Below are 17,972 nucleotides of genomic sequence, written 5' to 3' on the forward strand. Positions count from 1 at the left end.
GTAAAGCCCCGGTGTCGTCCGGTGGCTCGACCTGCCGCTCCGGCCCCGCGCAGCGTTCCGCCCGACTGACCGAAGGGCTCTTTCATGAAGCGTGAAGTCTCTCCCTCCCCGTTACCCGCCGCGCTGGAGGCGATGGTCCCGGGCCCGGGGGTCGATCTCCGGGAATCCGCGGGCAAGGGGGCCGGGGTGTTCGCCACGCGGCCCTTCCGGGCGGGTGAACTGGTTCTGGCCGGTGTCATCGAGGCCGAGCTCGACCGCAACGACGCCCACGCCTCTCAGATCAGCTGGAACCGCTTCGTCCGGCATGGCGGTCTGGTGCCGAAGGTGAACCACTCATGCGACCCGAACTGCGGCATAGGGCTCAACGCGTCCGGGGCTCATGACCTGCTCGCCCGCCTCCCTATCGCGACCAGCGAGGAGATCACCTTCGACTACGCCATGCGCAACTACACCATCGAGCACTTCCCAGACCGATGCCAGTGCGGGACGCTCCGGTGCCGCGGCCGGATCACCGGCTGGAAGGACCTGCCCTCCGAACGAAGGGACGCGTACCACGGCTACGTCGCCCCCTACCTGCTGGTCCAGGGTCTATAGCCGTTCCAGGAGTTGGGCTTGTTCCTCGGTCACCAGGCCACCCAGGAAGCCCTCTTCGGTTCCGCAGTGGATCCAGGCGACCGGCAAGGTCGGCGACGTCAGGGAGAGCCGGTATGCGGAGACCGGTGCTGAGCTGCGGAAACTGGTCGAGACGGCCAGCCGCGCTCAGTTCACGATCGGAGACTAGGCACTCGAGGTCGAGCCGATGCGCGAGCACGGAGGTGCGGCGCCGACGGACCAGTTGTTCACGGTCAAGGACTCGCTGTTCCGCCTGTCCGAGAACATCGGACTGTCGTACTCGTCGGTGAAGCAGGCCCGGTGGACCGCCTCGAAGTGACCGAAGGACCGCCGGGTGCCGACGGTGTCCTTCACGGTCCACAACATCTCCGCGTCCATCGCCGCCAACGAGGAACGGTGGGCCACCATCCTGACCCCGCCCGAGGGCAAGTCCCCCGGGCGAGGCTGGTGTCGGGCCGCTATCGGTGGCGGACAGCGATCTGTCGGTGGGGTGTCGGTGGCCGCTGAGACCGTGAGGCGTGGGAGGCACCAGTGATGAAGGTGTCGTCCTGCCCGCCGCCAGATCACTCCGCGCGCAAGGAGCCCGCCATGCCCTCCGTACTCAAGACCCAGCCGTGGGACGTGCACCGGTTGCCTGACGCTGAGGGCAAGAGCTTCCTGGTCACCGGTGGCAACGCGGGCATCGGCTATTTCGTCGCCGAGCAGCTCGCGGGCACTGGGGCCACAGTCGTTCTCGGGAGCCGCGACGCGGCGAAGGCCGAAGCCGCGATCGCTTCGATCAGCTCACGCGTCCCCGGTGCCAAGGTGCGGCATCTGCGTCTCGACCTGGCCGATCTCGCATCGCTCAAGACATCCGTGGACGCGCTCGGGCTGGACCGCCTTGACGCGGTCGTCTACAACGCCGGCGTGGCACTCGACCATCCCGCACGCCGGGAAACCAAGGACGGCCACGAGCTGATGTTCGCCACCAACCACCTCGGGCACTTCGCACTGACCAGATGGCTGGCCCCCCTGCTCGTGGCCACGCCAGAGAGCCGGATCATCACCACCGGCAGCTTCGCAGCCAAGTCCGAACGCCTGGACCTCAACGATCTCCAGAACACCCACGACTACGAGCCCAAGCGCACCTACGGGCGGTCGAAGCTGGCCCAGATGCTCTTCGGCTTCGAGCTTGACCGGCGTCTGCGCGCTGCGGGCAGCACGACGCTGAGCGTGGTCGTCCATCCCGGCGGCGCGCTCGACTCCCTCACCCCCTCGCGCCCGCCGGTCCGTGTCCGCACCACGGGCGAGCGGCTACGCGGCCTACCGCTCGGCCTTCTCGTCCAGGGCAAGGAAGCCGGCGCGTGGCCCGCCGTACGGGCCGTGCTCGACCCCGACGTGCGCGGCGGCCAGATGTGGGGACCCCGGGTGTACGGGCTGCGTGGTAGGCCCAAGAACGAATCCATCTGGGACCACGTGGCCGACACCACGACCGCGGCGCGCCTGTGGGTCGCCAGCTGCGACCTGACCGGCGCCGAAGGCACAGCCGGCACCGCTCTCGAAGGTTTTACTCATCGCCGTCGCGTGCGCCCCGTACGCCCCTGAACAGCGACGAGGCACGCCGGGCCCTGGCCGACGGAGTAGCCGCCTGCCCCCACTGCCGACCCGCCGGCGCCCCGGGAGTGCTCAAGTGACCGGCCAGCCAGCAGCAGGATGGAGGGGGAGAGCCTGCGCGTGATCGTCCATCCGCCGGACGCCCCGGGCGGGCGCCGCGTCCGCTCGGACGGCGAGATCCCCGGCCGCGCCCTGGGCCCCGGCGACCGCCTGGAGTTCCTGCGGCGGGCCGGCCGTCTGGACTGCGGACCCCGGCGAGGAGTGAAGTGCCCTACCGAACGGGTGCCCGCGCTGCTTTCACGGCAGCCGGGCATACAGGTGGAACAGGCCGTCCCCGGCGGTGCCCTCGAATCGGAACCCGCACCGTTCCAGCAGCCCAGTGGCCTTCGCCCGTGAAAAGAGCCGGAACTGACAGCGCTGATGGGCCACTACCTCGTCCTGCCGTCTGACGTAGTAGTCCTTGACGAACCGTTCACCGGCTGCCGCCCGCACGTCCTGGGCGTAGACCAGGCCGCCGGGCAGTTCGCGTTCGTAGCTGTGGTGGGGGCCCTGCGAGGCCAGGGCCAACAGGCTTCCGGGCTTCATCGCCGCGTGCAGATTCCTCAGAGCCAGGGCGTTGTGCTCTTCCTCCAGGAGGTGGCTGCAGAAGAGGTCGTCGCCCTGGTCGCGGATGTAGAACCAGATGCCGCCGACGGAATAGGCAGCGTCGAACGTGGAAGGGAGAGACATCTGCAGGATGTCCTGCCGCACGAGCCGCACCCTGCCGGCCAGCCTGAGGCGGGCCTGGGCGAGCATGCCCTCGGTGTGATCGATCCCCGTCAGCCGAAGACCGGGCTCCCCCAGAGCAAGGAGCCGCTCACAGACCAAGCCCGTACCGACACCCAGCTCAAGGACTTCCCGCCAGCCCTCGAGGACCGAAGCCAGCGTGCGCGCGTAGTCGTCGTAGTCGTAGTAACCCGACGTCATGATCAGGTCGTAGTGCCGCGAAAGCCCGGTATAGGAATTGACCACGCCCGGACCCTAACCACCGCCTCCACACCCCGCCAGAGCGCAGATCCCGCCACAAAAGCGGGGCGCACCAAGGGACGGCGTTGAGGCGAGGCCTCGCCGACGGACTGCGGGCCACCGGCGCGAGGACCGCCGGGACGAGCGTGAGGACCGCCGGGACGACCGCCGGGACCGGCGCCGATCCGAGCCTCACTGCCGGTCCAGGACGGCGCGCGCTCCCTCCCGATCGCCCGAGGCGGCGGCCGCCCGGGAAGCGATGATGGCGGCCTCCACGACCACGACGGGTTCCGGTACCGGTTCCTGCGGACGCGGTCGCCGGGGGGATGCTCCGTGCCGGTCATCCATCACTCGGGCCTGCGCAGCGCAGGCCGCTGTTGCCGATGGAGGAGTCGAGCGTGTTGGGCATCTGGGCGCAGACCCGGTAGCGGCGGCAGTACGAGGCGTTGCAAAGGTAGGAGCCCCCGCGAAGGGCACGCGCGATGCCGGTCGGTGGGCCGGTCGGGGCCGCGCGAGTGCCGCCAGTCGGCGCCGAGCACCTCGAGCCGTCCCGGAGCGGCGGGGACCGCCCGAGTGTGCGGGAAGCCGTCGGGCAGCAGACCGCCGAAAATGGACGAGGTGAAACGGGCGTCGCTGACGCAGTGCGGATCGATGGCGAATGGGCTGACCCAGACATGGGGCACTCCGGAGGTGCTGCCTGCCATCCGCCATGGCAGCCTGGATATGGAGTCTCCGACCAGGTCGTGCGATTCGGCGACATGACTGAGAGATCTCCTCGTGCGAGGGGCCCGGTCTCCTGAAGGGTAAGGGGACCCACCCCAGCTGAGTTGCTCGGCCTGACCGGTGTGCCCGTCGTGCAGCTGCACTGAGTCGCGCCGCCACAGTGGCTCGGCGGTGAAAGGAGTTGACGGCCCGGCAGCACCGACGCCGGTGGCCTCGCCGGCGGGCACCATCTCTTCGTCACGAACCACCGCCTGCACGACGCGTTCAACTGGGTGGGCACCCACCTGCAACTTGTGGAATCCGACCCGTGAGATCAAACCGGGCAGGCACTTGCTCACGACCGAGTTCACCGCAAGTGGGCGCAGCGCCGAGTCGGCGATGCCGGGTGCGGCCGGAACCCTCACCCTCTACGTCGAAGAGCAGCAGGTGGGCAGCGGTGACATCGTCACCCAGCGTCCGCACGAAACAGGCTGGAGAGGTGGCGGCGGATGGACGAGCACGCCCGGCCGCGGCGGGAGTCCCACGGCCCGCCTGGACCACATGTGGGCCAGGACATCCGCATGGAGCTCATGGACGAGCAGATTGCGGAGCTGGGCAGCGAGCAACGGCGGATGCAGCGACTGCTGGAAGCGGTGCTGGCGGTCAGCCGGGACCTCGACCTTCCGATTGTGCTGCGCCGGATCGTGGGCACCGCCATGGAGCTGGTCAACGCGCGCTACGGCGCACTGGGCGTACTGGCCGAGCAGGGGGTGAGCCTGTCGGAGTTCATCCCCGTCGGGCTCACGGAGCACGAGCGGGCCGATCTGTCCGGCGTGGAGTTCCCTCGCGGGGGCGGGCTGCTGGGGCACCTCATCCGCCACCCCCAGCCACTGCGGGTGGAGGAGATCGCGCTCCACCCGAAATCGGTCGGCTTCCCGCCCGGCCACCCGCCCATGCGCAGCCTCCTCGGGGTCGCCATCAGCGTGCGCGGCCAGATCTACGGCAACCTGTACCTGTCCGACCGGCGGGACGGCCAGCCGTTCGACGCCCACGACGAGACGGTCCTCGTCGCCCTGGCCGGAGCGGCCGGCGTGGCCATCGAAAACGCCCGCCTCTACGAACAATTGCGCAATGCCACCGAACGGTTCCAGCGCCTGCTCCTGCCGACCCTGCCCGACCTGCACCCGTTCACCGCCGCAGCGGTCTACCAGCCGGGGTCCACCCCCGACTACCTCGGCGGGGACTGGTACGACGCAATGTTGCTGCCCGACGGCGCCTGCGCGGCGATCATCGGAGATGTCGTGGGCCACGACCTGCGGGCCGCGGCAGCCATGGCGCAGATCCGCAACATGCTTCGCGCCGTGCTCTACGACCGGCTCACCCCGCCGAGCGCTGTCCTCACACAGGTCGACCAGACCCTCCAGGCGATCACCGAGAATCCTGTCACCACTGTCTGCCTGGCCCGCATAGAACCCTCCGACCATGGCTGGCAGCTGCACTGGAGCAGCGCCGGACACCCGCCGCCCCTGCTGCTCACCCCCGACGGACGTGCCCGATATCTGGACACGGACCCCGGTCTGCCGCTGGGCGTGGATCCGGACCACCCGCGCACCGATCACACCTACCCGCTGCCAGGGGGATCCACCGTCGTCCTGTTCACTGACGGCCTGGTCGAACACCCGGGCCGGCACCTCGACGAAGGACTGCGCGCGATCGCGGCGACTGCCGCCGCCGCCTTCGGCGATCCGCTTGCCTCCCTGGTCCGGACACTCGCCGACAACCGTCCCAGCAACGGCTCCGACGATCTTGCACTGCTCGCCGTACGCACTCCTGCAGAGCCGGCAGGGCAAGTCCAGCGGTGAGCTGTCGGCCTGGTGGCCCGTGGGCGGTTCGGATACCAGCGAGCGTGGCTAAGGCCCCGGGCGTTGAGGCCGCCCCGGCGAGCGGTGCCCGCTACGGATCCCATCAGCCGGCGATGCCACCCACCGGTACGAGGTCGTCGCCAAGCTCAGGTACGAACACCTGCGGCCGCCGGCGCGGCGCTCTCCGCCCGCATGACCGTGCTCCGTGCCCCGCGATCCCTGACCGTGGCGCCCGTGGTCGCCAACTGGCACGGTCAAGGGCCGCTGGTCCGCAACCAATTCCCAAGATGAACCTGCTCAGGAATCCGCACGCTCAGAGCATGCCCTGATTTGATTCCGCCCGTCCGGTCAGAACCCTCTCCATCCGGCCCAACGCGACTGTATCTGCGGGAACTTCCGCCCGACGGTCCCCGGGGGCTCGCTACGCTGCGCCGGTGGCGCGCTCGCATGCACGAAGTAGTTTGGCGCTCTTGGGAATAGCTTTCGACTTCGCCGAGTTCGGGCAGCAGCTGGGCCAGCATCTCAGTCGTCGGTGTATAGAGATACTCGCCCCTCATTAAGAGAATGCGTTCCTCCAGGGGGCCAGGCTGCCCGGGTGACGTGCAACGGCAGTCCGAGCCCGTCGGCGATGGATGTGCCCGACCGTGCTCTTCCCGGAGCCCGACACGCCCAGTTTCCACGACGATCGTCAGCACGTCGCCACCGGACCCGGTTACCGATCGCCTCCTCGCCTGCCGCCACGGCTACCCGTACCGCCACCCGGGTGGTACGGCATCCTGGGGCTTCGGCCGGGATGCGAGGTGGGCCACCTCCGGTGGATGGTGGAGTCATGAACCATCACCACCACCAGTCCCACCGGAAGATCGAGATCGACACCCGGCTCATCACGACGGGTGCCGTGCTCACCGCGACCGGTGCCGCGCTGGCGTGCACCGGCATGACCCTCGCGGCCTTCGCCGTGTTCGCGGCAGGCCGTCGCATGATCCGCGAGATGGACGTGCCACCCGCCCATCAGGCGGCCATGAAATGGCAGCAGGCCAAGGAGGCGTCCAGAGCGGGTATGCAGGCGTGGCAGTCGGCGTCCGGCGCCCAGAACGGGTCGCTCGCCCGCTAGTAGCCGAGGACAAGGACTTCCCATCGCGGCTGGGCTGGGTGCGCGAGACCGACGGCTCCTGGATCTTCGATGAGTCCCCGGTGGAGTCGTCGACTGGTTCGCCGCACCCCGCTTCGACTCCCCCAGCATCTTCGCCGCCCTGCTGGACCACGACCGCGGAGGCTACTTCCGGATCGCGCCGCAGGACCCGGAGGCCAGCTGTAAACAGCTGCACTACCCGGACACCGCCGTCCTGGTCACCCGCTTCATGTCCACCGACGGGGTGGGTGAGGTGCTCGACTGGATGCCGCCGAACACCAGCCGCACCCCGACCGACCGGCACACCTTGATCCGGACCGTGCGAACCGTGCGCGGCACCGTCCGGTTCGACATGGAGTGCCGCCCCCGGTTCGACTACGGCCGGACCGCCCATGACCTGGACCTGCGCCCCGAGGCCGCCGTCTTCCGGGCGCCGGGAGTCTGCGCGCACCTCCAGAGCACCTTTCCGGTGGAGCGTGACGGCGACGATCTGCGGGGCTCCGTCACGCTGAACGTGGGCGAAGCGGCAGCAGTCGTCTTCACCGTCTGCGAAGCCGACGGCCCGGCCCCGCCGCCGCCCACCGTCGACGGGATCACCGAACAACTCTGGGATGCCGCCGACTTCTGGCAGCGCTGGGCCCGCGGCTCCAACTACCGCGGCTGCTGGCCCGACATGGTCAACGGCTCGGCCATCACCCTCAAACTCCTCACCTACGCACCCACCAGCGCCCCGGTCGCCGCGGCCACCATGGGCCTGCCCGAGCAGGTCGGCGGCGAACGCAACTGGGACTACCGCTACACCTGGGTACGCGACGGCTCGCTCTCCGTACGCGCCCTGCTCGACCTCGGATTCGTCGAGGAGGCCACCGACTTCACGCACTGGCTCGGCGACCGGCTGCGCGAATCCGAGGGCAAGGACGGCGAACCGCTGCAGATCATGTACCGGGTCGACGGCGAACCGCTGTTGACCGAGGAGATCCTCGGCCACCTGGAGGGGTACCGGGGTTCCGCGCCGGTACGGCTGGGCAACGCGGCCGCCGATCAGTTGCAGCTGGACATCTACGGCGAGGCCCTCTACGCCCTGTCCGAGGGGCGCGAGATCGCCATCCAGGCCGGCTACCGGGGCTGGAAGGCGCTCTCCCGGACGCTGGACTGGCTGGCCGATACCTGGGACCGTCCCGACGAGGGAATCTGGGAGACCCGCGGCGGCCGCCAGGACGCAGAGCTGTTGCCGTCCACGTGGTCTCGCGCGCCCGCATCACGCAGGGCGCCGAGTTGCTCCAACCCGGGCCCCGGTGGATCTCACGCCGTACGGCCTTCTCCCCGACGTCGAAGGTCCGTCGAGTTCTGACGCTTCGGCAGGCGTCCGCGTGCGGAGCGTGTCGATCACGCAGCCGCATTCACATCGGTCTACGGTGGGATCCAAGATCCCAGCCTCGCGTCCGAGCGAGCGGGCAACGGCCGTCGAGGCAGCCGCCGCCACACGCCTTCACCTTCGAGGAGCCGCAGATGAGCGCGACATCATGGGCGATCATCGCCACCCGCCGTACCGTCGCCGCGGCCCCGGAGCGTCTCCCGCTGCACGGCACCCGGCACTCCACCGGCGCGGACCGAGCACTCGTCGCCCGCAGCGCCCGGCGTCGGGTGACCGCGGCGGACAGCGCGAACTGACCCGCCACCGAGCCCGGCAGCAGTCGGCCGTGACCGGACACAACCCCTCCGATGCGAACCGTACGAGCAATCCGCACGAGCCGGAGCCGGAGCCAGAGCCGCAACCTGCGGTGTACGCCGAGACCCGCTGGCCCATGGCCGGAGCCGTCATCGCTTCCGCGGTGCTGACCCTGCTCCTGCCCGACGACTTGCGCCTGGGGCCCCGATGGGCGCTTCCCCTTGCCGAAGGACTGCTCCTGGTGGCGCTGATCTCGGGCGACCCCGTTCGGATCAGCCGCCGCTCGGGTGCCTTGCGCGCAGTGTCGATCACCCTGGTCACCGTGCTGGCGTGCGGCGCCATCTGGTCAACCGTCCGGCTGATCGACGATCTCATCCACGGCGGGACCGAGACCAACTCCGCCGCTGACCTCCTGCTGGCCGGCGGCAGCGTCTGGGCCTCCACCGTCATCGCCTTCTCCCTGCTGTACTTCGAACTCGACAGCGGCGGGCCGGCCGCCCGGGCCCACCACATGCCCCCCACTCCCGCACTCGCCTTTCCCCAACAGCTCAGCCCCGAACTGAACGCCTCACACTGGCGTCCCCGCTACATCGACTACCTCTACCTCGGATTCACCAATTCCACCGCATTGAGCCCCACCGACGTCATGCCGCTCGCCGCCTGGGCCAAGAGCGTCATGACCCTCCAGTCCATCGTCTCCCTGGTCATCCTGGGACTCGTCATCGCCCGGGCCGTCAACGTCCTCGCCTGACAGACCACCGAACCACAGCACCCGAGCGCCACACCCGACCACTACGCCCACCCGCACGGGCGGAACCGCATTCGGGAACTTCCCGGCCACACCGAAGCGGTCATGGGCATAGCCTTCAGCCCCGACACGCTGGCCAGTACGGCCCTGGACCGCAAAGCGGCCGCGGACAGGCTGGCTCATTCGGGAAGTGCCGCATGTCGAGCACGCTCTCCCAGGGACTGGATTCGGGCGGGCAGGCCGTACAAGCGCGGGGCCCACGGGGAGCTGCACTGCCCATGGCACCGCGTGGGAGGTGGGGCCGGGGGCTACACCGCCCCACCGCGTGTTCCCTCATCGGCGGAATACCGTGGAACCAGTGGTCCGGGGTGGCTTGCGGGCCGCCGTCCGCGGAACGGAAGACAGCGAGACGGTTTGGCATCTGCGACCCGAGACGCTGGAGTTCCTGGACCGCGCGCCGCTGCGGCTGTCCTTCGCCGCACAGCTGGAGGCGCCACCGGACGCGGTCTTCAGGGAGCTCGCGGAGAGGCCCGACAGCTGGCCGTGCTGGTTCCCGGGGTTCGCCTCCGCGGCGTACGTGGGGGACCCTCCGTACGGCACAGGCACGGCCCGCCGGCTCCAACTGGTCGGCGGCGTGCGGGCCCTGGAGACGGTACTGGTCTGGGACCCGGCACGGTGCTTCGTCTATCGCGTGGAGGAAGCCGGGGTGCCCGGCGTGCGGGCGATGATGGAGGAGTGGCGGCCGGCCCGCTCGCCGTACGGCGGCACGATGCTGCACTGGACCATCGCGCTGGATGTGTGGCAGCCGGTACGGGCGGTGTGGAGAGCCGCCGACCCGTTGCCGGACCGGGCCTTCCGGCGGGCGGCCCGCCGACTGGAGGCGCGGATCGCCTCCGCGGCGGCCGACGGCTGAGCCACCGGACCCGGCCGAGGGGGACGTGCGAACCTGCTTCGGAATGAGCCGGCGCTCGCCCTCACCAGCGCAGCAGCGGGACCGAGCCGTTGCCGCACGCTGAATACAGAAAGACTGGCGCGGGCGTACCGCGCACGTACGCGGTGCCCCCTCGGGCACGCGCTGTAGCTGCAGGCGCACTTCGGGTTGCACCCTCCGGGCTACCTCGCGCCCGATCGCCTAGCCCGCACTACAGTGGCGGTACGGAGACCACCCGGATCGGGTATCACGAAAATCCGCCTCAGCGCGATCCTGGGGACGTAGTGCCCGTTCTCCGCCCGAGGTCGCGGCAAGCTGACGGTGGCGCCGAAGGAGGCCAAGCGCATGCCCATCCGCCACCAGAAAGTGAAGACCGTGCCGGCATCCCGCTCCGCAAGTATCGGGAAGGGCGGCTGGGTCCTGATCGGCGCCTCGGGCATCGCCCTGGGGGCAGTGTTCCACGCCGTCGCCGGTGTTGCGGAGATCGCCAAAGAGATGTTGCGAAGAGAGCCGCGCGCTGTGCAGGGGGAGGGCAGATCGTCTCCCACGGCGGCCCCTGCGCGGCCACACGAGGCGGCCGGCTGGGTCCTGATCGCCGCGGCCACCGTCGTGGTGACCGGGCTCTCCCACGCCATAGCCAATCTTGCGGAGCTGGCCAGAGAGCTCCTGGGAGCGAAGCCGCACGACACACAGGAATGAAGAACCAGCCGGTCGAGAGGCTATGGGGCCGCGCCCGCATCAACAGCTGCGGGCTGAGTTCCATCGGCAGCAGGCACCGACCCGAAGGTGATTGACGCACGAAGCCTGCTCCCGGCCATACACACTGGCCAGCGGTGAAGGTGACGGCAACACGACCAGCGCGGGCACGCCATTCGCCGTGGCCATGCTGCTCGTCTCTGGCTTGCCGGCCGGCTCCCAGGCCATCGCGGCCATCACCGAAGGCGATGTCTACGCCAGCCCCACCGCCGGACCGTGAACTGGACACCGGCGGCCGCCTGGGCGCGGCGTCCAGCGCCGCACCGGTGCTCGGAAACGCATCCGTGCCGCTGCGGGGGGGGGCGCCATGCGTGGGCCCCCTGGATCATCCCGCACTCTGCCTGACCTGCCGTTGCCCTGCGCGGCCGTCGGCAGCCGGTGTCCTTCCGGCCGGAGGCGCCCCCGGGAGCCTCCTTGGCCCACCCGACACGGCGACCGGCCCGTTGTCCCGCGCCGTCCGGCGGCTGCCGACGGACAATCCCCAGTAGAGGACGCCCAGCCCGAACGATGACCAGCAAGCACGGATGTGCCCGGCCCCCCGTACTCGGGCCTGGCACTCCCCAGTCAGAGAGCCGCCCAGGATGAAGCAAGACAGGCCCGCCTGCTGCACCCCCGGCCGCGCCGACGAGCACGGACAAAACGCCGCGACCCGGCACACAACCGCACCCGCGGTCGCCGCGGGCTTCTCCGCACCGGCCGTCCCCCTGGAAGGCGGCACCTTCGCCATGGGCAGCGCCGACACCCTCGCCTACCCCGAGGACGGCGAAGGACCGGTACGGCAGGTCACGCTCAGCCCTTTCAGCATCGACCCCCACTGCGTCACCAACGCCCGTTTCCGGTCCTTCGCCGACACCACCGGCCACGTCACCGATGCCGAGCGCTACCAGGCGTCGTTCGTGTTCGGCGGACTGCTCCCCGACGACTTCCCGCCGACGCGGGCGGTCGCGGCCGCGCCATGGTGGCGCGAGGTTCCCCGCGCCGACTGGCGTCACCCCGAGGGCCCGCACTCCGACCTCACCGGCCGGGACGACCACCCCGTCGTACACGTCTCCTGGAACGACGCCGCCGCCTACTGCGCCTGGGCCGGGCGGCGCCTGCCCACCGGAGCGCAGTGGGAGTACGCCGCACGCGGCGGCCTGCAGGGCATGCCCTTCCCCTGGGGCGCCGAGCTGCGGCCCGGCGGTCAGCACCGGATGAACGTCTGGAATGGCACCTTCCCCGAGGTAGCCGTCCTCGCGGGTGTTGTGCCCGGCTTCTCGTCGTCGGACAGGGTGTCCCAGGGCCGGGTGTAGTCCAGCGGCGGGAACGGCTCGCCGCCAGGGCCGGTGCGGGTCTCGGGGGTACCGATCGGGTTGAGCGGCGGCAGCTGGGTGCTCTGCGGAATCAGGCCCATCTCCTTCTGCCGGGCCATGGTCTCTTCCCTCATCGCCTCGTAGCCGGCGTCGAACCGGCCCCGGTAGCGCTCGACCCACTCCGGCGGTACCTGGCTCTTCGCCCGCATGGCCGAGGTGTACGCGGGGTTCCTCTCGCACTGCGACGACCAGATCGGCCGCCTGCTCGACCATCTGGAAGCCACCGAGCAGTTGGACAACGCCATCATCGTGGTGGTCTCCGACAACGGGGCCAGCGGCGAGGGCGGTCCGAACGGATCGGTCAACGAGAACAAGATCGCCAACGGCGTCCCGGACGACCTGGCCGAGAACATGGTCATGCTGGACGAGCTGGGCGGCACCAAGTCCTACGGCCACTATCCGAACGGCTGGGCGATGGCCTTCAACGCCCCGTTCAAGATGTGGAAGCGCTACTCGTTCAACGGCGGCACCTGCGACCCGTGCGTCATCTCATGGCCCGCCGGCATCGAGGCCCGCGGCGAAACACGTGACCAGTACCACCACGCCGTCGACCTGGTCCCGACGCTGCTGGACTGCCTGGGCATCGAACTCCCCGACACGGTCAAGGGCTACACCCAACGCCCGATCGAGGGCGTGAGCATGCGCTACAGCTTCGACACCGGCAGCATCCCGACCGCCAAGCACACACAGTTCTACTCGATGCTCGGCTCCCGGGGCATCTGGCATGACGGCTGGAAGGCCGTCACCACCCACCCCACGCTCAGCGGATGGAGCAACTTCCCCGACGACGCCTGGGAGCTCTACAACACGATGGAGGACCGCGCCGAACTCCACGACCTCGCCACGGAGGAACCCGGCAAGCTCGCCGAACTCGTCGGCCTGTGGTTCCACGAGGCGGGCGCCCACCAGGCCTTCCCGCTCGACGACCGCTCCGGCATCGAGATCATCACCAACCCGAGGCCCCAGCTCGCACCGCCGCGCAACCGCTAGGTGTACCGTCCCGGCGGCGCGGAGGTGCCCGAGTCGGTCGCGGTCTCCGTCCGCGGGCGCTCCTACTCGATCGGCGCGCTGGTCGACCTGCCCGGCCCGGGCGCGTCCGGTGTGCTGTTCTCGCACGGCGGCCGGTTCGGCGGCCATGCCCTCTACGTCAAGGACAACCGGCTGCACTACGTCTACAACTTCCTCGGCAGCGAGGAGCAGCGGATCAGCGCGACCGAGGACCTGCCGACCGGGCACGATCTGCTGCTGGCGGCGTCCTTCGACAAGGACGGTGAGGACCCGCCCGGCACCGCCCACGGCACCCTCAGCCTCTACTACGGCGGGCGCAAGGTCGGCGAGGGCCGGATCAGGACCCAGCCGGGCAAGTTCAGCATCGCGGGCGAGGGCCTCAACATCGGCCGTGACGGCGGCGACGCCGTCACCGACGACTACCCGGGCACCCGGCCCTGGCCCTTCACCGGCGGAAGGATCGAGCGGGTGGCCGTCGACGTCAGTGGCACGGCGTTCGTCGACCTCGAACGCGAAGCCGCCCCCATGCTCTCGCGCGAGTGACGGGACTGCCGACGGCCGGGGCACACCGGGCTCGGAGTGCCCCCGCCGTCGCGGCCGGTCAGGGTGGTGATGGGATGACAGGCGTGGATCTCGCCAGTTGGCGGGACGGCGGTTTCAGACGCGCGGTCGTCGAGTTCGTCGAGTCGGTCACGCGGCCCGGCGCGGCGTTCGTGCCGCCGGCGGACCGGATCGCCACGTTCGACAACGACGGCGCTCTGTGGGTGGAGCAGCCGGCGCCCCCGCAGTTCGACTCCCTCCTGCGGGTCTGGTCCCAGGCGGCGCGGGAGGACCCGTCGCTGGCCGAGCGGCAGCCGTACAAGGCCATCGTCGAGCGGGATCCGGCCTTCTTCGAGGGACTGACGACCCAGGATGCTGAGGTCGTGGCCAGTCTGGAGAGCGCGGCGGCCCGTTCGTGGGCGGGAACCACGCCGGACGAGTTCGAAGCCCAGGTACGCCGATGGGCCGAGACGGTCAGGCAGCCCAGGTTCGACGTCGGCTACACCGATCTGGTGTACAGGCCCATGCTCGAACTCTTCGGCTACTTCAAGGCGCACGACTTCAGGGTGTTCGTCTGCTCGGGTGGCGGCCGGGACTTCATGCGCGTGTTCGCAGAGGAGATCTGGGGCCTGCCCAAGGAGAACGTCATCGGCACGGCGCCCGCGTATGAGTACACCGGCGGCCGGATCGTACGGACCGACCGGATGCTCGGCGGACTCGCCCTGGGCGCCGGCACGCCCGCGCACATCTACGCCCAGACCGGACGCCTCCCGCTGTTCGCCTGCGGCACGCCGATGTGGACATCGAAATGCTCAGCGCCGCCTCGTTCGCCGTGCTGATCAGCCACGACGACGCGGAACGCGAGTACGCCTACACGAAGGCGGCGGACACCTCCCTGGCCAGAGCCGAAGAACTCGGTTGGGTCGTCGTCAGCATGAAGGACGACTGGATCACGTGTTCCAGCCGTGGGAGGCGGTCTGCCGACGCCCGGCGCTGGTGTTCGGGGCAGGGCTCGGGCGTCCTCCAGGCCTCGCACCGCGCGGCTTCCCCTCCCGTGCGGGTCGGAGCAGGCGAACCGATGCCCCCGCCCAGGCCCCCGGACGGCCGCGCCTCGTCCGAGCGACACCCCCGCAGCCGTGCCATGAACGTGATCTCCGGCTCGCGCCGGGCCCGCGTCCGACCGGGCCCGCCATGCAGCAGGACCCCGATGTGCAGGTTCGCCCTGCGTGCGGACGGCGTCAGCGCCACGGTCCTCTTCGACACCGACTCGCCCGGCAGCCACGCACGCAGCCACTCCAGACCATCGGGAGAGTGCGGACCACCACTCACGGGGACACCGGGTCCGGCGCAGGCGCAGGCGCGGGGGCAGGGGTGAGCCGGAGCGAGAGGACGTAGGAGACCACGACCGCGACGATCACGAGCGGCATCACGGTGATCCCCTCCGTTCCCAGCAGCAGGGTGGCCAGCAGCACCGCGGTCATCGGCAGTTTCAGCATCGCCACACACATCGCTCCGACGCCCATCGCGAAGCCGGACGTCACGTCCAGCCCGGGGAGATGGGCGAGGGCCAGCCCGCCCGCCCCTCCGACGAACATCGACGGAAAGACCGGGCCGCCGCGGAAGCTGCTGAGTGAAAGGCTGTAGGCGACGGCCTTGCAGAGCACAAGCACCACCAGGGTGCCCGCCGTGTATCCGGCCTGACCGGCCAGCAGTGGGCCGAGCGCGCTCTGCCCCGAGTACAGAACGTCGGACGCCTCCTTGCCCGTCCACTCGGCGTACACCAGGGCGGCCACTCCCACGAGCGCACCGGTCAGTACGGTGAGCGGCAGCCGCCGGCGCTCGACCCGGGCCTGCAGGAGAAGGGCCGTCCGACGGACCGCCGCCCCGAGGAGGGCCGCGGCCACGCCGATGGCGAGTGCCCAGCCGAAGCCGGCGAGGCCGGGGCGGGTGGCGGGCGGCACCTGGCCGATGACCAGCGAGTACGTTCCCAGGCCGGTCCATGACCCCAGGCCGGTGAACATCAGTGCACCGATGCCGGCCGCGAGGAGGCCGGGCACCAGGACGATCCCCATCATCGCGCCGCCGAGGCCGGCCGCCTCCATCAGGAGGAACGCCCCGAGCAACGGCGAACCGAGCAGCGTGCTGACCGCCGCGAAACTCCCTGCGGCCCCCAGCACGGCGCTCGCGTCCGGCTGGAGGTCACGCTTCACGGCACGGACGGCGAACACCGCCAGGCCGCCGCCGAGCGCGATGAGCGGCGCCTCGGGTCCCAGCACGACGCCTGCGCCCAGCGACGCGACCGCCGCGAGCGCGATGCCGGGCAGCTCCGGCGCCGACGGCGCCCCCTTGGTGACCAGGCCCTCGGCCGGCTTGTGCCCGCCCTCTCCCGGCAGGTAGCGGATGGTCAGTGCCACCAGCAGTCCGGTCACGACGAGGAGCGGAATCGGCCACCACGAGGGCGTTCCGTCGAAGCCCAGGGCCCTGGGCAGGTCGGTGTAGGTCAGCGACTGGAGCTCGGACACGAGTGCGAGGAACCCGAAGGCCACCGCGGAGATCGGGATGCCGAGAAGCGCCGTTATGACCAGCAGCACAGCGTACTTGCGGGTGCGGACCAGCGCGAACGCGTCCAGCGGTGTCGCGGCGGGCCCCCCGACGGGTTCGGCCGACATGCTCATCGTCTCCTCAGATCAGGAATCCGTCCGGACACGTCGGTCGACAAGCCTCGAGGTGGTCGTATCACGGCACCGCGGCATGCTGAGCGCGTCCGGCCCGCGCCTTTCCGGCGATTCGCCGAACGTCATTCCGGCGGCGCAATACATGACCTTGGAGCGCCCCCTACTGTCGGGCTACGCGTGCGCGCCGTGCACCGACCCGGCGCCAGATCTCCCGTTGACAGCGGAGCGTGCCGGTGCCCACCACGATCGGCACCACGATGTTGACCACCAGCTGAACAGACGAGCCACGGGCCTCGCTCCGGCTGGCGAAGGCGGCGGAGACCGCGATGTCCGCCGCGGTTGGAATGGTCGTGACCGGGATGAACACACCCAGGAGCGCACTCGCCCTCGCCTCGGTGAGGGCGACGATGCCAACGACACCGGCCAGCCCCGCGACGGCAAACGAAAAGAAGTCCGGCATTGTCGCTCAGGTAGGAGACGGGCCGGATGCCCAGGCTGAGCGCCTTCGACTCGAAGCCGCACCAGCGGATCAGCAGGCTGAAGAGAAGGGTCACTACGATGGCCAGGTAGAGACAGAAGCTCGGCGCATACCTCCCCTCGGCCCGGATCCGTGCCTCGGCCTGGTCCCAGACAGGTGCGTGGGAGAGTGCACCGAGCCTGCCCGCCCCGGCGGGCACCCCCGCCGACGAAGGCCGTGTCCACGGGCTCGATGACGATGGAGCCGCGGCTGTCCAGGCGTAGAGCACGCAGGCCACGCAAGACGTCGTTCGCCGCGCCGGTCAGCACGTCACAGGCGAGTGCGTCGCCGTCCGGGCGACGCACAGCGCCGGGCTGCACGATCAGGTTCAGGACCGAGGGGTCGCCCGAAAGGAGTTCCACGACCCGGTCGGTGAGGTCCGGCGGGTTCACCGCGCGGACATGGACCATGTCCCATCCTGAACCTCCACGTCTTGCGGGATCCCGGCCGGCTGCCGGCCTCTGCAGGATCGCTCGTACGGACCGCTCATCCACGGCAACGCCGCGCGCCGGGTGCCCGCCATTCGGCGAGCACCCCCCGGAGAACCGGGCGGTGGTCGGCCGCGCCCGGCTCGAAGGGCGCTTCCGGGGTCCGACCGATAGTGAACCCAGAGGCACCCTGACGTGGGGACGCTCATGGACCGCTACCCGCCCATCGCCGAGCACGGCCCCGCCGTCCTGGTCACCCGCTTCATGTCCCCCGACGGGGTGGGCGGACGTGGCGCGCCCGCACCCTGCGCGAAAGCCGGTCGAACGACGGCCGGTCGGTGCCGTAAGGTGGGGTTCACCGACGCGGGGTGGAGCAGCTCGGTAGCTCGCTGGGCTCATAACCCAGAGGTCGCAGGTTCAAATCCTGTCCCCGCTACTACAC

Annotated in this window: 17 protein-coding genes, 1 tRNA gene and 3 pseudogenes; 18 read left to right on the forward strand and 3 right to left on the reverse strand. The window is 70.3% G+C overall.

What is annotated here, in order from left to right; translation table 11 throughout:
* Positions 1–84 precede the first annotated feature (84 nt).
* From AB0M76_RS36705 to AB0M76_RS36725, 5 genes and pseudogenes are all read left to right on the forward strand, one after another.
* A complete protein-coding gene (locus tag AB0M76_RS36705) occupies positions 85–594 on the forward strand; it encodes an SET domain-containing protein-lysine N-methyltransferase (RefSeq protein WP_365957083.1) in 510 nt (169 codons plus the stop codon).
* Between the two features lie 205 nt (positions 595–799).
* Positions 800–931: a hypothetical protein gene (locus AB0M76_RS36710; RefSeq protein WP_365957084.1), complete on the forward strand. Its 132-nt coding sequence runs from the start codon at positions 800–802 to the stop codon at positions 929–931.
* A 12-nt stretch (positions 932–943) separates the two neighbouring features.
* Positions 944–1,147 (forward strand): annotated as a pseudogene (locus AB0M76_RS36715) (DUF6192 family protein); the annotation flags it as partial.
* 53 nt (positions 1,148–1,200) lie between these two features.
* Complete coding sequence (locus AB0M76_RS36720; RefSeq protein ID WP_365957085.1) at positions 1,201–2,196, forward strand: SDR family NAD(P)-dependent oxidoreductase; 996 nt, start codon at positions 1,201–1,203, stop codon at positions 2,194–2,196.
* Positions 2,193–2,285: a DUF6233 domain-containing protein gene (locus tag AB0M76_RS36725; RefSeq protein ID WP_365957101.1), complete on the forward strand. Its 93-nt coding sequence runs from the start codon at positions 2,193–2,195 to the stop codon at positions 2,283–2,285. The genes AB0M76_RS36720 and AB0M76_RS36725 overlap by 4 nt, the downstream gene beginning before the upstream one ends.
* Positions 2,286–2,502: 217 nt before the next feature.
* On the opposite strand, the gene AB0M76_RS36730 is transcribed toward AB0M76_RS36725, so the two are convergent.
* A complete protein-coding gene (locus tag AB0M76_RS36730; RefSeq protein WP_365957086.1) occupies positions 2,503–3,216 on the reverse strand; it encodes a class I SAM-dependent methyltransferase in 714 nt (237 codons plus the stop codon).
* A 1,277-nt stretch (positions 3,217–4,493) separates the two neighbouring features.
* On the opposite strand from AB0M76_RS36730, the gene AB0M76_RS36735 reads away from it, so the two are divergent.
* From AB0M76_RS36735 to AB0M76_RS36790, 12 genes and pseudogenes are all read left to right on the forward strand, one after another.
* A complete protein-coding gene (locus AB0M76_RS36735; protein ID WP_365957102.1) occupies positions 4,494–5,774 on the forward strand; it encodes a GAF domain-containing SpoIIE family protein phosphatase in 1,281 nt (426 codons plus the stop codon).
* Between the two features lie 829 nt (positions 5,775–6,603).
* On the forward strand, positions 6,604–6,888 hold the full coding sequence (locus AB0M76_RS36740) for a hypothetical protein (RefSeq protein WP_365957087.1): 285 nt from the start codon (positions 6,604–6,606) through the stop codon (positions 6,886–6,888).
* 82 nt (positions 6,889–6,970) lie between these two features.
* Positions 6,971–8,125: pseudogene (locus AB0M76_RS36745) on the forward strand (glycoside hydrolase family 15 protein); the annotation flags it as partial.
* Positions 8,126–8,415: 290 nt separating this feature from the next.
* Positions 8,416–8,577, forward strand: coding sequence for a hypothetical protein (locus tag AB0M76_RS36750; RefSeq protein ID WP_365957088.1), 162 nt, complete (start codon positions 8,416–8,418; stop codon positions 8,575–8,577).
* Between the two features lie 29 nt (positions 8,578–8,606).
* Complete coding sequence (locus AB0M76_RS36755; protein ID WP_365957089.1) at positions 8,607–9,326, forward strand: hypothetical protein; 720 nt, start codon at positions 8,607–8,609, stop codon at positions 9,324–9,326.
* Between the two features lie 355 nt (positions 9,327–9,681).
* Positions 9,682–10,236, forward strand: a complete 555-nt coding sequence (locus AB0M76_RS36760) for an SRPBCC family protein (protein ID WP_365957090.1) — start codon at positions 9,682–9,684, stop codon at positions 10,234–10,236.
* A 363-nt stretch (positions 10,237–10,599) separates the two neighbouring features.
* Complete coding sequence (locus tag AB0M76_RS36765) at positions 10,600–10,953, forward strand: hypothetical protein (protein ID WP_365957091.1); 354 nt, start codon at positions 10,600–10,602, stop codon at positions 10,951–10,953.
* Positions 10,954–11,044: 91 nt separating this feature from the next.
* Entirely contained in the window at positions 11,045–11,230 is a 186-nt protein-coding gene (locus tag AB0M76_RS36770; protein ID WP_365957092.1) for a hypothetical protein, read from the forward strand.
* Between the two features lie 361 nt (positions 11,231–11,591).
* The gene (locus tag AB0M76_RS36775; RefSeq protein WP_365957093.1) at positions 11,592–12,302 is read left to right on the forward strand and encodes an SUMF1/EgtB/PvdO family nonheme iron enzyme; all 711 of its coding nucleotides are present in this window, start codon (positions 11,592–11,594) and stop codon (positions 12,300–12,302) included.
* 207 nt (positions 12,303–12,509) lie between these two features.
* Complete coding sequence (locus AB0M76_RS36780; protein WP_365957094.1) at positions 12,510–13,352, forward strand: sulfatase-like hydrolase/transferase; 843 nt, start codon at positions 12,510–12,512, stop codon at positions 13,350–13,352.
* Positions 13,353–13,913, forward strand: coding sequence for a hypothetical protein (locus tag AB0M76_RS36785; RefSeq protein WP_365957095.1), 561 nt, complete (start codon positions 13,353–13,355; stop codon positions 13,911–13,913).
* Positions 13,914–13,987: 74 nt separating this feature from the next.
* Positions 13,988–14,749: an HAD family hydrolase gene (locus AB0M76_RS36790; protein WP_365957096.1), complete on the forward strand. Its 762-nt coding sequence runs from the start codon at positions 13,988–13,990 to the stop codon at positions 14,747–14,749.
* Between the two features lie 486 nt (positions 14,750–15,235).
* Here the strand turns inward: AB0M76_RS36790 and AB0M76_RS36795 are convergent, their stop codons facing one another.
* Both AB0M76_RS36795 and AB0M76_RS36800 read right to left on the reverse strand, forming a co-directional pair.
* The gene (locus AB0M76_RS36795; protein ID WP_365957097.1) at positions 15,236–16,579 is read right to left on the reverse strand and encodes a chloride channel protein; all 1,344 of its coding nucleotides are present in this window, start codon (positions 16,577–16,579) and stop codon (positions 15,236–15,238) included.
* A 166-nt stretch (positions 16,580–16,745) separates the two neighbouring features.
* Positions 16,746–17,512: pseudogene (locus AB0M76_RS36800) on the reverse strand (DUF389 domain-containing protein).
* Between the two features lie 380 nt (positions 17,513–17,892).
* Between AB0M76_RS36800 and AB0M76_RS36805 the strand changes: the two are divergent.
* Positions 17,893–17,966: transfer RNA gene (locus AB0M76_RS36805), tRNA-Met, on the forward strand.
* The last annotated feature ends 6 nt before the right edge of the window (positions 17,967–17,972 follow it).

Source organism: Streptomyces sp. NPDC051364 (assembly GCF_040682115.1).
Taxonomy (GTDB): domain Bacteria; phylum Actinomycetota; class Actinomycetes; order Streptomycetales; family Streptomycetaceae; genus Streptomyces.